Source organism: Pseudomonas sp. CDFA 610, assembly GCF_021147865.1.
Taxonomy (GTDB): Bacteria; Pseudomonadota; Gammaproteobacteria; order Pseudomonadales; family Pseudomonadaceae; genus Aquipseudomonas; species Aquipseudomonas alliivorans.
Window position 1 is genome coordinate 296,947 of the sequence record NZ_JAGTPM010000004.1, and the last position, 14,415, is coordinate 311,361.

General features: G+C 58.0%; 14 protein-coding genes. 4 read left to right on the plus strand and 10 right to left on the minus strand.

Going from position 1 to position 14,415, the window contains the following annotated elements; genetic code table 11:
• Window positions 1-259: 259 nt before the first annotated feature.
• From rsmD to KDX39_RS09265, 5 genes are all read right to left on the minus strand, one after another.
• Complete coding sequence (gene rsmD / locus KDX39_RS09245) at window positions 260-862, minus strand: 16S rRNA (guanine(966)-N(2))-methyltransferase RsmD (protein ID WP_231660112.1); 603 nt, start codon at window positions 860-862, stop codon at window positions 260-262.
• On the minus strand, window positions 862-2,325 hold the full coding sequence (locus tag KDX39_RS09250; protein WP_231660113.1) for a M16 family metallopeptidase: 1,464 nt from the start codon (window positions 2,323-2,325) through the stop codon (window positions 862-864). The genes rsmD and KDX39_RS09250 overlap by 1 nt, the downstream gene beginning before the upstream one ends.
• Window positions 2,322-3,674 carry a M16 family metallopeptidase gene (locus KDX39_RS09255; RefSeq protein ID WP_099229409.1) on the minus strand — a complete coding sequence of 451 codons (1,353 nt, stop codon included), beginning with the start codon at window positions 3,672-3,674 and terminating at the stop codon, window positions 2,322-2,324. The genes KDX39_RS09250 and KDX39_RS09255 overlap by 4 nt, the downstream gene beginning before the upstream one ends.
• A 404-nt stretch (window positions 3,675-4,078) precedes the next feature.
• Window positions 4,079-5,491: a M16 family metallopeptidase gene (locus tag KDX39_RS09260; RefSeq protein WP_231660214.1), complete on the minus strand. Its 1,413-nt coding sequence runs from the start codon at window positions 5,489-5,491 to the stop codon at window positions 4,079-4,081.
• A gap of 41 nt (window positions 5,492-5,532) precedes the next feature.
• On the minus strand, window positions 5,533-6,870 hold the full coding sequence (locus KDX39_RS09265) for a M16 family metallopeptidase (protein ID WP_231660114.1): 1,338 nt from the start codon (window positions 6,868-6,870) through the stop codon (window positions 5,533-5,535).
• 256 nt (window positions 6,871-7,126) lie between these two features.
• Here KDX39_RS09265 and ftsY point away from each other — a divergent pair, with 256 nt between their 5' ends.
• From ftsY to rpoH, 4 genes are all read left to right on the plus strand, one after another.
• Entirely contained in the window at window positions 7,127-8,617 is a 1,491-nt protein-coding gene (gene ftsY / locus KDX39_RS09270; RefSeq protein ID WP_231660115.1) for a signal recognition particle-docking protein FtsY, read from the plus strand.
• Entirely contained in the window at window positions 8,614-9,285 is a 672-nt protein-coding gene (gene ftsE, locus KDX39_RS09275) for a cell division ATP-binding protein FtsE (protein ID WP_004884405.1), read from the plus strand. Before ftsY ends, ftsE begins: the two co-directional genes overlap by 4 nt.
• A complete protein-coding gene (gene ftsX, locus KDX39_RS09280) occupies window positions 9,282-10,316 on the plus strand; it encodes a permease-like cell division protein FtsX (RefSeq protein WP_099229413.1) in 1,035 nt (344 codons plus the stop codon). Before ftsE ends, ftsX begins: the two co-directional genes overlap by 4 nt.
• A gap of 114 nt (window positions 10,317-10,430) precedes the next feature.
• Window positions 10,431-11,285, plus strand: coding sequence for an RNA polymerase sigma factor RpoH (gene rpoH, locus KDX39_RS09285; protein ID WP_004884403.1), 855 nt, complete (start codon window positions 10,431-10,433; stop codon window positions 11,283-11,285).
• Window positions 11,286-11,332: 47 nt separating this feature from the next.
• On the opposite strand, the gene KDX39_RS09290 is transcribed toward rpoH, so the two are convergent.
• The 5 genes from KDX39_RS09290 to mtgA form a co-directional block, all read right to left on the minus strand.
• On the minus strand, window positions 11,333-11,644 hold the full coding sequence (locus KDX39_RS09290) for a DUF7683 domain-containing protein (RefSeq protein ID WP_442964531.1): 312 nt from the start codon (window positions 11,642-11,644) through the stop codon (window positions 11,333-11,335).
• Between the two features lie 110 nt (window positions 11,645-11,754).
• Entirely contained in the window at window positions 11,755-11,994 is a 240-nt protein-coding gene (locus KDX39_RS09295) for a DUF7683 domain-containing protein (protein WP_231660116.1), read from the minus strand.
• The gene (locus KDX39_RS09300; RefSeq protein ID WP_231660117.1) at window positions 11,991-13,208 is read right to left on the minus strand and encodes a colicin E3/pyocin S6 family cytotoxin; all 1,218 of its coding nucleotides are present in this window, start codon (window positions 13,206-13,208) and stop codon (window positions 11,991-11,993) included. The genes KDX39_RS09295 and KDX39_RS09300 overlap by 4 nt, the downstream gene beginning before the upstream one ends.
• Before the next feature lie 218 nt (window positions 13,209-13,426).
• Window positions 13,427-13,636 carry a hypothetical protein gene (locus KDX39_RS09305; protein WP_231660118.1) on the minus strand — a complete coding sequence of 70 codons (210 nt, stop codon included), beginning with the start codon at window positions 13,634-13,636 and terminating at the stop codon, window positions 13,427-13,429.
• Window positions 13,637-13,663: 27 nt separating this feature from the next.
• Window positions 13,664-14,374 (minus strand): monofunctional biosynthetic peptidoglycan transglycosylase, encoded by a 711-nt coding sequence (gene mtgA / locus KDX39_RS09310; protein WP_231660119.1) that lies wholly within the window; start codon window positions 14,372-14,374, stop codon window positions 13,664-13,666.
• Window positions 14,375-14,415 lie beyond the last annotated feature (41 nt).

Sequence of the window (14,415 nt, forward strand, 5' to 3'; positions counted from 1 at the left end):
CTCGTCGATGAATTCGGTGGCTGACAGATCCTACGTTGCCACTAACTGGAGCCGGATGTAAGAGGGGGCGGGTCGAGTGGTGGCTCATGCTGACCGTTTGCTTGGCTGCACGACCCTCGTCATTGGCAACGTCTCGCAGCAAACATCGGACTGTGGGAGGTGGCTTGCCGGCGATGGCGTCAGTCCAGCTATGAGGTGTCTCATCAAAAATCCCATCGCCGGCAAGCCCCCTCCCACACCTGGATAGCCTATGGCTGTTCTAACGATTGCCTGAATCCTGTCCCCGCTGCCAAAGTGCGTAATACACCTGTCCGGCTTTTTTCTCGCGATGCAGCCGCCAGGTGCCTGGCAGGCCGGTCGTCGAGGGCGGCGTTTCGCTTTCGGTGTAGATCCACGCCTGGTCGGCGAGCCAGCCACGGGTTTCCAGCAGGTTGCAGGCCGAGGCCAGCAAACCCTGGTGGAAGGGCGGGTCCAGGAAGACCACGTCGAACGGCGAGGCCACGGCGGTTTCCAGATGGCGCAGTGCGTCGGTCTGGGAGACCTGGCCAGTGGTGCAGTTCAGCGCAGTCAGGTTCTGGCGCAGGCTGGCGATGGCTGTGGCGTTGCTGTCCAGCGCCAGGCCCATGCTTGCACCGCGCGACAACGCTTCGAAATACAACGCGCCACTGCCGGTAAAAACATCCAGCACTCTGGCGCCCGCGATATAAGGCGCCAGCCAGTTGAACAGCGTTTCGCGCACGCGATCTGGCGTCGGGCGCAGGCCGGGAGCGTCGGGGAATGTCAGTTTGCGACTGCCCCATTCGCCGCCGATGATACGAAGCTGACCCAGGCCGTTATGACCCTTCGGACGTGGATTGGCCATCAGTGCTCCGGAACCCCTGCAGGTTGACGAGTGGGTTTGTCAGTTGGCGCAGGCAGTTCTTTCTGCGGCACGGTCGGGCCGACGGTCACAATCACCATCTTGTCGGCATCCAGATGCTTGTTCATCGCTGCCTTCACTTGTTCGACCGTTACGCTCTGGGCGGCGGTCATGTAGTCCTCGAGGTAGGTCAGCGGCAGATCATAGAAGCCGATGGCGCCCAGCTGCGCGACGATGGCGGAATTGCTGGCTGCGGTCAGCGGGAAGCTGCCGGTCAGCTCGCGCTTCACGTCGTCGAGTTCTTTCTGGGTCGGACCGTTGGCGAGGAAGTCCTTCACAATGCCCTGCACCAGCTTCAAGGTGTTTTCATTCATCTCGGCGCGGGTCTGCAGGTTGATCATGAAAGGCCCTTGCGCCTGCATGGCACTGAAACCGGACGAAACGCCGTACGTCAGACCGCGCTTTTCGCGCACTTCTGTCATCAGGCGACTGCCAAAACCGCCGCCGCCCAGGACGGAATTGCCTACGGTCAACGCGGCATAATCCGGGTCGTTACGCGTAATGCCCAGTTGGGCCAGCATCAGAAGCGTCTGGTTGGAGGGAAACTCGATGTGCGTGACGCCGGCCTTCGGCTCGACCGGGTCGGCAACTTTCGCCAGCGCCGGGCCTTTTGGCAGTGCGGCCGAAACCTCTGCTGCGACAGTCTGTGCCTCTTCCTTCGACAGATCACCCACCAGCGCGATCACCGCATTGCCAGCGGCGTAGCCTTTGGCGTGGAATGCCTTGAGCTGAGCCAGTGTGATGGCATTGATACTTTTGGCATCGCCATCGCTCGGGTGTGCGTAGGGATGGTCACCGTAAAGCTTCTGGAACAGCGCTTTGCTGCCGATGGTGCCGGGATTCTGCTTCTGGTATTCGAAGCTGGCGCTCAACTGGTTCTTGATGCGCGCCAGCGAGTCGGCCGGAAAGGTAGGCTTGCCGACCACTTCGCTGAACAGTTTCAGGGCGGGTTCACGCTTGTCGGGTGCGCTCAGGCTGCGCAACGAGGTGACGGCCATGTCGCGATAGGAGCCGTTTTCAAACTCTGCACCCAGCCCCTCGAAGCCCTGGGCGATGGCGCTCACATCCTTGCCCTTGACGCCTTCGTTGAGCATGGCGTTGGTCAGCAGGGCGATGCCGGGCATCTTCTCATCCTGGCTGCTGCCTGCGGCAAAGATCAGACGCATGTCGATCATCGGCAGCTCGCGGGATTCGACAAACAGCACCTTTGCGCCCTCGGCGGTGTTCCAGGTCTGAATGTTCAGCGCGCGGCGAGCCGGTGCCTTGCCATCCAGTTCCTTGAGCGTTTGCAGGTTACTGCCCAGTGGCTGTGCGGCAACGTCGTCCGCAAGAGCTGGCTGGATGGCAAAGGTACCGGCCAGGATCAGGCCAAGCAGCGCATGACGTGGAGCGTTGCGCTTGATCATTTGGCTTTCTCCTCAGGCAGAACGTGCGCGATGCTGAGGCGCTCGCGTGTGAAGTAGGTGTTGGCAGCCTTCTGGATGTCCTGAGGCGTCACGCTCTGCAGGGCTTCCAGTTCTCCGTCCATCAATTTCCAGGACAGGCCGACGGTTTCCAGTTCGCCGATCATGGTCGCCTGGCTGGTAATCGAATCGCGCTCGTAGACCACGCCAGCGATGACCTGGGCCCTTACACGCTCCAGTTCTTCAGCAGAAGGTGCCTTGGTTTTCAGGTCGTCCAGCAGGCGCCAGATACCGGCTTCTGCGTCAGCCAGGGTTTTCTTCTTCTGAGCGTTGGGCGTGGCGCTGATCATGAACAGGCTGTCACCACGGGCAAAGGCGTCGTAGCGGGAGGATGCCGCTGATACCACTTCCTCGCCGCGCTCCAGGCGCGATGGAATGCGTGCGCTGTAGCCGCCGTCGAGCAGTGCTGCAATCAGGCGCAGTGCATTGACCGAGCGCTGATCTTCCGCCGTGGCCACGCTGGGCACATTGAAACCGTAGAGCAGGCTCGGCAGTTGGGTTTTCACATGCAGGGTGATCTTGCGCTCGCCGGGTTCGGCCAGTTCAAGCGGTTTTTTCGATGGCGGCACGTCACGGCGAGGGACAGGACCGAAGAAGCGTTCAGCCAGGGCCTTGACCTCATCCGGCTTGACGTCACCGACCACCACCAGTGTGGCGTTGTTCGGTGCGTACCAGGCTTCGTACCAGTGGCGCAGTTCCTCGACCTTCATGCGCTCAAGGTCGGCCATCCAGCCGATGGTCGGGGTGTGATAGCCGCTGGCGGGGTAGGCCAGCGCGTTGAAACGTTCCAGCGCCTTGCCAAGCGGCTTGTCGTCAGTGCGCATGCGGCGCTCTTCCTTGATGACTTCGATCTCGCGGCTGAACTCGTCGGGCGGCAGCTTCAGGGTCGCCATGCGATCGGCTTCAAGTTCCAGCGCGACGCTCAGGCGATCGCTGGCCAGGACCTGATAGTAGGCGGTGTAGTCGTTGCTGGTGAAAGCGTTCTCTTCGGCACCCAGATCGCGCAGGATCAGGGAAGACTCGCCCGGTCCGGTCTTGCTGCTGCCTTTGAACATCATGTGCTCGAGGGCGTGGGACAGACCGGTCTGGCCCGGTGTCTCGTAGCTGGAGCCAACCTTGTACCAGATCTGGGAAACCACCACGGGCGCACGGTGGTCCTCGCGGACGATGACCTTCAGGCCATTGTCGAGGGTGAATTCATGAGTGGGTTGCGGATCGGCGGCCAATGCTGTCAGCGGCAAACAGATTGTGCTGAACAGCAGGCCTGCAGCACGGCGGGCTAGAACATTCATTCGTGGTTTGAACCTGTAGGACGGCCTGCGTGAACTTGGCGTCGGCAGGCGCGGGGGTATTAGGATACTGGTCCGTTCGCATGAGAAACAGTCTTCACTGGCTGAATGAGAGTGAAACCTGTTTGAAGCGACGCTGAACGATAACTGTAGAAGGGGTTGTCACGTGAGCGGACAGCCCGTAATGCGGCCTTTTTTGCATGTCAGAATCTTTCAGAATTGCACGTGTGACGCTCGCCAATTCTGAGATAACCGTCCTTTCTGTCCGGCTCCAGCGACGACTGAAAGTTCTGAATGCGGCCGAAGGGAAGAAAAGTCAGTGGTGGTTCTCCATCAGATTGCGGGTTCAGCTCGGCAACCTGATGGAGGGTCAAAGCCAGAAAGGCAGTCTTACCTCGTAATGGCTGTTATTGCGCTTTGGCGTAAGCCGCTTGAGACAGCGGCTTTTCGATTGGCGCAGGCAGCTCTTGCTGCGGGACGGTCGGGCCTGCGGTCACGACAATCATCTTGTCGGCACTCAGGTGTTTGCTCATCGCGGTCCTGACCTGCTCGACTGTCAGGCTCTGGATGGCTGCCATGTAGTCATCGAAATACGATATTGGCAGATCGTAGAAACCAATATCGGCCAATCGGGAACCAATGGCACCGTTGCCCGCTACCTCCAGCGGGAAGCTGCCGATTATTTTGCGTTTGACGTTATCCAGCTCATTCTGGGTCGGACCATCGGCGAGGAAGTCACGCACAATCTGCTGAACCAGCTTCAAGGTGTTTTCACTCATCTCGGCGCGGGTCAGCAACTCGATCATGAACACGCCAGGAGCCTTTGTGGCTTTGAAGTTGGACCAGACGCTGTAGGTCAGACCGCGTTTTTCACGCAATTCAGTCATCAGACGGCCGCCAAAACCACTTCCGCCCAATATCGAATTGCCCGCCATCAGTGCCGCGTAATCGGGGTCGTTACGCGTGATGCCCAACTGGCCCAGCAACATTTGCGTCTGGCTGGAGGCGCTCTCGAAGTGCGTTGCGCTTGCCTTGGTGTCAACCGGGTCGGCTGCTTTCGCAAGTTTCGGCCCCTTTGGCAGCGAGGCTGAAACCTGAGCTGCAATGACCTGAGCCTCTTCTCTGGAAAGATCGCCAATCATCGCAATCACGGCATTGCCCGCGGCATATCCCCTGGCGTGGAATGCCTTCAAATGTTCCTGGCTAATTGCGTTGATGCTTTTTTCATCCCCATTGGTTCGATTGGCATAGGGGTGATCACCGTAGATGTTTTTGTACAGCTCATCCCAGGCCATGGTGCCGGGCGTCAGCTTGTCCCTCTGGAGATTGGCAATCCACCGGTTCTTCATGCGCGTCATTACTTCGCTAGGAAAGGTCGGTTTGCCAACGACTTCGCAGAAAAGTTTCAAGGCCGGTTCACGCTGTTGTGCCGTACTCAGGCTGCGTAGCCAAACCTCGGCCCTGTCATCGTATGCCCCGGGTTGAAATTGGGCCCCCAGTGCCTCGAAGCCCTGTGCGATTGCGGTGGCGTCCTTGCCGTTGATGCCTTCGTCGAGCATGTGGCAGGTCAGTTTGGCGATGCCCGGAGTCTTGCCATCCTGGCTACTGCCAGCAGCGAAGGTCATGAATATGTCCAGCATGGGCAGTTCGTGTGCCTCGACGAACAACACCTTGGCGCCCTCGGCGGTGTTCCATGTCTGGATGTTCAGTGCACGGCGACCCGGTGCCTTGCCATCCAGCTCTTTGAGGGTCTCCAGTTTACTGCCCAGAGGTGGTGTGGTTGCCGTCAGATCGGAGTGGGCAATGGAGGTATCGGTCATGACCTGGCCAGAAATCGTACGAGGTGTATCGGTGCGCGTGTTCATTGGGCTTTCTCCTCTGGCAGCACATGGGCGATGCTGAGGCGCTCGCGGGTGAAATAAAGCTTGGCGGCATTCTGGATGTCCTGCGGCGTCACGCTCTGGAGCGCTTCCCGCTCGCCGTCCATCAACCTCCAGGGCAGGCCAATGGTTTCCAGTGTTCCGATCATGGTGGCCTGGCTCTCGATCAGGTCACGCTCGTAAACCATGTTGGCAATGACCTTCGCTCGAGCGCGTTCAAGTTCTTCAGCAGAAGGCAGCGTGGTCTTCAGGTCCTCCAGCAGGCGCCAGAGGCCCGCTTCGACATCCGCCAGGGTTTTTTTCTTCTGGGTATTGGGGGTCGCCTTGATCATGAACAGGCTGTCGCCGCGCGTGAACGCGTCGTAGCTTGAAGAGGCTCCAGACACCAGCTCTTCGCCCCTTTTGAGTTGCGTTGCGATACGTGCGCTGTGACCGCCGTCCAGCAAGGCTGCGATAAGACGCAGTGCATTGATCGAGCGCATGTCTTCAGCCGTGGCCATGCCTGGAACGTTGAAGCCGTAGGTCAGTCCGGGCAGTTGGGTGTTGACGTGCAGGGTAATTTTGCGTTCGCCCGGTTCGGCAAGCTCCAACGGAGTTTTCGACGGTGGGAGGTCGCGGCGTGGGATAGCGCCGAAGAATCGTTCTGCCAGTGCTTTGACTTCGTCTGGCTGTACGTCACCGACCACCACCAGCGTGGCATTGTTCGGCGCGTACCAGGCTTCGTACCAGCGGCGCAGTTCCTCGATCGTCATGCGCTCAAGGTCGGCCATCCAGCCGATGGTCGGATTGTGGTAACCACTGGTGGGGAAGGCGAGAGCGTTGAAGAGCTCAGCCGCCTTGTCGCTGCTCATGCGCCGCTCTTCCTTGATCACTTCGATTTCGTTGCTGAACTCGTCGGCGGGCAACGTCAGAGTCGACATGCGATCTGCTTCCAGCTCCAGCGCTACACTCAGAAGATCACGAGCCAGTCTCTGGTGGTAGACGGTGCAGTCATCGCTGGTATACGCGTTCTCTTCGGCGCCCAGGTTTCGCAGGATCAGCGAAGACTCGCCGGGACCGGTCTTGCTGCTGCCTTTGAACATCATGTGTTCAAGGGCGTGTGACAGGCCGGTCTGCCCCGGCATCTCGTAGCTGGAGCCGATTCTGTACCAGAGCTGGGAAATCACCACCGGAGCCCGGTGGTCTTCGCGGACAATGATCTTGAGACCATTGTCGAGGGTGAATTCGTGAGTGGGTTGCGGATTGAGGGTCGATGCCGTGAACGCTACATCGTGTGTGCTGCGCGGGAGTGCCGCAGCAGTGCGGGTTAAAGTATTCATCCGTGAATGTGAACCTGTTCTGGTGCGACTGCCTGAACTTAGCGTCGGCAGGCGCGAGGATGTTAGGATATCGGGCGTTTCGTGAGAAACAGCTTTCACCTGACAAATGCGAGTGAACCTGTTTAAAACGAAGCTGAACCATACCCCAACAGAGGGCTGCAAAGTGAACATGCAGTCCTAAATGCAGTCTGTTTTTACTGTCAGAATTTTCCGGATCGCGCTCTGGCGTCCCGCAACCTTGAGATAGCCGTCCTCCATGTTTGGTTCTAACGACGACAAGAAGACCCCAGCTGCCGCTGGAGAGAAGAAAGGCCTGTTCGGATGGCTGCGTAAAAAGCCGCAGGAAGCCGAGCCGGCGCCGCAAGAGTCAACTGCTGCACAGCCTGAACCCGTCGTCGAAGCGACGCCGCAGGTTGAGCCTCTGATTGCCCCTCAATCCGTTCCCCAGGCTGCCAAGCCGCAGCCGCATGTGGAACCGGGCGAGCCTTCGCCGCAGCCCTGGCTGACGTTGCCGGTGGCCGAAGAGTCGGTGGCGTTGATCGACGAGCTCGAGCTCCACGTCACGCCACCGATTCCCGAACAGCATCACGTATCGTCGGCACCTCAATACGCAGCGGTACCTGCTCCAGAGCCTCGGCCGGAGCAGGCGCCTGTCGCCGATATTGTGCCGGTCAGCGTTCCCGAGCCGGTACTGCTCGAGCCTGCGCCTGTTGCAGAACCTGTGTTCGAACCCGTTGTCTCTGCGCCAGTTGCGCAGCCGGCTCCGCAGGCGCTCGCGCCTGTCGCTGCGCCGGTTCAAGAGCCTGAAACCGGCAAGGTCGGCTTCTTCGCCCGTCTCAAACAGGGCCTTTCGAAAACCAGTGCCAGCATCGGCGAAGGCATGGCCAGCCTGTTTCTGGGCAAGAAGGCCATCGACGATGACCTGCTCGAGGAGATTGAAACCCGTCTGCTGACGGCCGATGTCGGCGTGGAGGCGACGTCGGTCATCATCCAGAGCCTGACCCAGAAGGTCGCCCGTAAACAGCTGACTGATGCTCAGGCGCTCTATACTTCGCTGCAAGGCGAGCTGGCCACGATGCTCAAGCCGGTCGAGCAACCGCTGGTCATCAAGGCCGAGCACAAGCCGTTCGTGATTCTGGTCGTAGGCGTCAACGGCGCAGGCAAGACCACCACCATCGGCAAGCTGGCCAAGAAACTGCAGCTTGAAGGCAAGAAAGTCATGCTGGCCGCAGGCGATACCTTCCGTGCCGCTGCCGTCGAGCAGTTGCAGGTCTGGGGCGAGCGCAACAGGATTCCGGTCATCGCTCAGCACACGGGCGCTGACTCCGCTTCGGTCATCTTCGACGCCGTGCAGGCCGCCAAAGCGCGGGGTATCGACGTATTGATCGCCGACACCGCAGGTCGTCTGCACACCAAAGACAACCTGATGGAAGAGTTGAAAAAGGTGCGCCGCGTGATCGGCAAGCTCGACGCAGATGCGCCGCACGAAGTGTTGCTGGTACTCGACGCAGGCACCGGTCAGAACGCGATCAACCAGGCCAAGCAGTTCAATCAGACGGTGACGCTGACCGGTCTTGCCCTGACCAAACTCGATGGCACCGCCAAGGGCGGCGTGATCTTCGCGCTGGCCAAGCAATTCGGCCTGCCCATTCGTTACATCGGCGTGGGCGAAGGTATTGATGATCTGCGCACCTTTGAAGCCGAACCCTTTGTCCAGGCTCTGTTTGCGGAGCGGGAGCGTCCATGATTCGTTTCGAGCAGGTCGGTAAGCGCTATCCGAATGGACATGTCGGGTTGCATGAACTGAGCTTTCGAGTACGTCGCGGCGAGTTTCTGTTCGTTACCGGCCATTCCGGGGCGGGCAAGAGCACGCTGCTGCGCCTGTTGCTGGCCATGGAACGCCCGACAACCGGCAAACTGATGCTGGCTGGCCAGGACCTCGGCCAGATCAGCAATGCGCAGATCCCGTTCCTGCGTCGGCAGATCGGTGTGGTGTTTCAGAATCACCAGTTGCTGTTCGATCGCACAGTGTTCAACAACATCGCACTGCCCTTGCAGATTCTCGGGCTGTCCAAGCCTGAAATCGCCAAGCGCGTCGATTCGGCGCTGGACCGCGTGGCGTTGTCCGACAAGGCTGACTTGTACCCCGGTGATCTTTCCACCGGTCAACAGCAACGCGTCGGTATTGCCCGCGCCATCGTTCACCGCCCGGCCTTACTGCTGGCGGACGAACCGACCGGTAACCTCGATCCACGATTGGCAGCGGAAATCATGGGTGTGTTCGAAGACATCAACCGACTGGGCACCAGTGTGCTCATCGCCAGTCATGACCTGGCACTTATCGCCCGCATGCGTCACCGCATGCTGACCCTGCAACGCGGTCGTCTGATCGGCGACGGGGAGGCCGGGGTATGAGTGCCACACGCAGTCCGAAGGTTGCGGAGCGCGTCGCGCCCAAGGCCGCTGATCCCGCACCCGGGAAACAGAAAAAACAACGCCATGATCACGACGATGACGGGCCGGACTTCAGCACCCTGCTTTCAGCCTGGCTCGAAAGCCATCGCTCCAGTCTGGTCGACAGCCTGCGTCGTCTGGGCAAGCAGCCCATCGGCAGCTTCTTTACTTGTCTGGTCATGGCTATTGCCCTGAGTCTGCCCATGGGTTTGTCGCTGCTGTTGAGCAACGTCGAGCGTCTGGGAGGTTCCTGGCAGCGAGCTGCGCAGATATCGATCTACCTGAATCTGGATGCCAGCACAGCAGATGGCACTCGTATGCGCGACGAGATCAAGGCGATGCCCGGTGTTGCGGATGCCGAGTACATCAGCAGCGAGCAGGCACTGGGCGAGTTTCAGCAGCAGTCCGGGCTGGGCGAAGCGCTCAAGGAACTGCCGGAAAACCCGTTGCCCGGCGTCGTACTGGTGACGCCCGATGAAGTCGACAAGCCTGCGCTGGAAGCCTTGCGCACGCGCCTTGCCGAGCTACCCAAGGTGCAGCAGGCCCAACTCGATCTGGTCTGGGTCGAGCGCCTGGCAGCCATCCTCAAGCTGGGCGACCGGTTTGTGTTCGGCTTGACGGTTCTGCTGGTCTCGGCTTTGCTGTTGGTAATTGGTAACACAATACGTCTGCACATCGAGAACCGTCGCACCGAGATCGAAGTGATCAAGCTGGTGGGCGGGACTGACAGCTACGTGCGCAGGCCCTTCCTTTATATGGGCGCGCTGTACGGTTTCGGGGCGGGCATCCTGTCCTGGGGCGTACTTGCCTATGGCCTGAACTGGCTGAACGGTGCTGTGACCGGACTGGCGGGGCTGTACGGAAGTGACTTCGCGCTCACAGGTGTGCCGATGGGCGATGGTTTTTCGCTCTTGCTTGGAGCGGTGTTGTTAGGGTATATCGGTGCTTGGATTGCGGTCGCCCGTCACTTGCGTGAACTGGCGCCACGGTAGAGCTTAAATGGTTTCACCAGATTGGCTTCTGAAAATCAAGGAACTTGTCTCGCGGTTCCAAGTCAATCTGGCAGTGCTGAACTGCACATTTATGTGCGCTGGAGGTTTTTTCGTATGACCAATTCTTTGCAACCTGCTTATGCCTTAGTCCCGGGTGCGAACCTTGAGGCTTACGTGCATACGGTCAACAGCATCCCGCTGCTGACGCCCGAGCAGGAGCGTGAACTGGCTGAGAGTCTCTATTATGAGCAGGATCTGGGGGCGGCTCGGCAGATGGTTCTCGCCCACCTGCGTTTTGTCGTGCACATCGCACGCAGCTATTCCGGTTACGGTCTGGCTCAGGCTGACCTGATCCAGGAAGGTAACGTCGGTCTGATGAAGGCCGTGAAGCGGTTCAACCCTGAAATGGGTGTGCGTCTGGTGTCTTTCGCCGTGCACTGGATCAAGGCTGAAATTCACGAGTTCATCCTGCGCAACTGGCGCATCGTGAAGGTCGCTACGACCAAGGCGCAGCGCAAGCTGTTCTTCAACCTGCGCAGCCAGAAGAAGCGTCTGGCCTGGCTGAACAACGACGAAGTGCATCGCGTCGCTGAAAGCCTGGGCGTCGAGCCACGTGAAGTGCGGGAGATGGAAAGCCGCCTGACCGGCCATGACATGGCCTTCGACCCGGCAGCCGAAGCTGACGACGACAGTGCATTCCAGTCGCCGGCCAACTACCTGGAAGACCATCGTTACGACCCGGCGCGTCAGTTGGAAGATTCCGACTGGACCGACAACTCCACCGCCAATCTTCATCAGGCGCTGGACGTGCTGGACGAACGCAGCCGCGACATTCTCTACCAGCGCTGGCTGGCAGAAGAAAAAGCCACGCTGCACGACCTGGCGCAGAAGTACAACGTCTCCGCCGAGCGTATTCGTCAGCTCGAAAAGAGTGCGATGAACAAGCTCAAGACGTCGATTGCCGCGTAACGTACCCGGTAACGCAAAACGCCCCGATCTGATCGGGGCGTTTTTGTTTAAAGGTCGTCAGCGTTGCATGTCAGTTGGTAAAAGTAGTTTGGGTCATGGGTTTCATCACCGATGAGCTTGACGATGGCTGCCAACTGAGCGGCGTCCAGGTTGTAGCCTTCATCGCCCCACTGCTCGGATGTCCAGCCCATGATACTTTTGAGCCGTTCGTCATTGCCGGCGGGGATTTCTTTTTTGAATGCAAGAAACTCGGTTTTTTTATCAAATGCTTCAAGTAAGTATTTCATTGTTTGGATACTTTTAGGTCCGGCCTCTTTGGCCTGTGCCAGATTGTCTGGCCAGAAATAAAGCGTCTTCACTGAGCGTATTCATCATCTTGAGAAGAGTGCGATGCATACGCTCAGTACTCCGATAGCAGCGTAACGTAAAGCGGTAAAAAGCTCCCTCGATTCGAGTAAAGCCGTCTTTGTTAATAGTCGTCAACGTTGCATGTCAACTGATAGTCGTAGTTTGGGTCGTGGCTGTCGTCACCTAGAATCTTAACGATGGCTTTCAATTGAGCATCGTCAAGGTTGTAGCCCTCATAGCCCAATTGCTCGGATGTCCAGCCCATGATGCTTTTGAGTTGTTCATCATTACCGGTGGGGATTTCCCTCTCAAACGCCAGTATCTCGGTTTTTTTATCGAATGCTTCAAGTAGGTACTTCATGGTTCAATACTCCTTTTAGGGTCAGCATCTTTGGTCTGTGTACCTGTTTCAGGGTTGAATTCGCCTAAGTGTTTCCCTCGTTTATTGTACATTTCTACCATTCCATGCTGGTAATCCCACTCCAGAATCAGCCCTTTTGCGATCCTCCATCGCTTTCTCAATCCGCCACCGCCCTTAACAGAAGTAAAACGCTTTATATTTACTGCACCAGGAAAACCTTGAAGTGATTTTGGCGGAGGATGGTAGCCTGTTTCTGACAGGCTCAATGCAACATAAATAGGCTGTAAACCAGTATCTACAGGGAAAACCAGAATCGCATCCCGATAATCGACGGGGAGAACTGGATTTTCGTGATTCTGTTGCGCCCGCTCGCTGGTCGGATAAACCAGGATCAGTTTTGGAAATGACTTGGCCTCAAGTGCAGGAACGCCCAGCACTTCACTTGTATCCGTTGCCGGTGTCCAGATCAGATTGATGCCTTGATCCAGTTCTGCCACGAATTCTTCGCCGCGCGGGACCGCTTTAACGATCGGAACCTTCTGCCACTCCGGATGGTTGCCTGTGTAGAATCCATAGGCATCTACACTGCCATCCGACAGCTGCTTGACGTTAAGTCGTACTTGCGTTCGGCCAAGCGTTAAGAGGTCGTACTGCTCGCGCTTGTAAAACGTACTGTCTTTGTCCGTATTGGCGGGCATCAGAAGCGCGAGTGTGCCAACCACAGCGCCTCTTGTTACGGCGGGGCTAACTGTTTGAGCGATGACTTCAAGAGACAAGCTGCCGCCAAGTCTCGCAGCAATATTTGTTGAGCTGGACGCAGGGGTCAGAAGTTTCAGACTTGCAGGTCCCGCCCCTATTGCAACGCCGGTACCAAGGGCCGCCCAGTCGCCATAATCCTCCAGGACTTCAACAACGCTGAAGTCGCAACGCGTCATACCGTCGATGACGCCGTTTGGCAGCTTTCGGGATTTGGAGAAGACATAGCCGCAGCGCTGGTCTTCTTCCTTTTTACGCTGCGCTAATATGATGGATCGCTCTTTTGACTCGCTTATGGCTCGATCCAGATACGCCTGTTCTCTCTCTGCTCTCTCTCTATGAAGTTTCTCTTCAGCGTTGCGAGCGGCGAGTTCAGTTTCTGTCAGATCATCGATGTATCTATATCCGCCTCCATCTCCGCCTGTGTGGCGCCATGTTTGATGTCTTCTTTTGCTCAAGGATAAGTTTCCGACGTTCTATCAAGAAGTCAGATTAAATATTTTAGATCCCTAAACAAGGTGCCGAGGTAAAATGAGATGGATACTACGAGAGTAAGTAAATAATCATACGCAGTGGTGGGGCGGTTTCATTCTTTCATTTTTGCAGTGCACAACCTTGCGCAGAAGTACCGCATCTGCGAAGAGCGTCAGTTGGGACAGAGCGGGATGAACAGGCCCTACACGTTGATCGCGCTGTGCTTGGTCTGGTAAAGCGGAACTCTTGAATTGATCGTGCGAACGCTATGCGTCCCGATGGTCCGATCGCCAGGACTTTTAGATGTAAACAACGGCAGGCGAAGCGTCAGTCTTGTTGAAGTGAGCTTGCTCACGAACAGCCCTTCAAACCTGTTGAAGAAACGTGTCGCAATCTTGGGATCGCTGCTCAAGGCACGTTTCCATAGGGTTCGTGCCCATCAAAACCGGCGGCTATGATTCAAATTCGCCAAATACCCATCCCCACCCAATTGCCGCATCTGCTGACGGATCCAGCCAGCGCGGCGGGAGACGTAGCTGCTGGGGTGGCTGGCGCTCCATTCCCGGGGGTTGGGCAGGACGGCGGCGAGGTAGCTGGCCTGCTGGACCGTCAGGGCGCTTGCGTTGACGCGGAAGTGGTGCTGCGCAGCGGCCTGGGCGCCGAACACGCCTTCGTCCCATTCGACGCTATTGAGGTAGACCTCAAGAATGCGCTCCTTGGACCACAGCAGCTCAACGAGCATGGTGAACCAGGCTTCCAGGCCTTTGCGCAGGTAGCTGCGGCCGGACCACAGGAACAGGTTTTTCGAGACTTGCTGGCTCAGGGTGCTGGCACCGCGGATCGAGCCGCCGCGTTCGTTGTGCAGGATGGCGGCCTGGATCGCGTCGACATCGAAGCCCCAATGCTCGGCAAATTTCTGGTCTTCGCCAGCGATGACGGCAATTTTCAGGTTGTCGGAAATCTTGTCCCACGGCTGCCAGTCGCGCTGCAGGTCGATAGGCTGGCCGTCAAACCAGGATTCGACCTTGCGCTCGATCATCAACGCGGTGCCCGGCGGCGGTATCCAGCGGAAGATCAGAACCAGAATGACGCTGCCGGCAGCGAACCACAGCAGGGCTTTGAGGAGGCGACGAAAGAGAGACTGCAGCATAGAGATGGCTTGGCCGAACCCGTTGAGCGGGCCATTATACA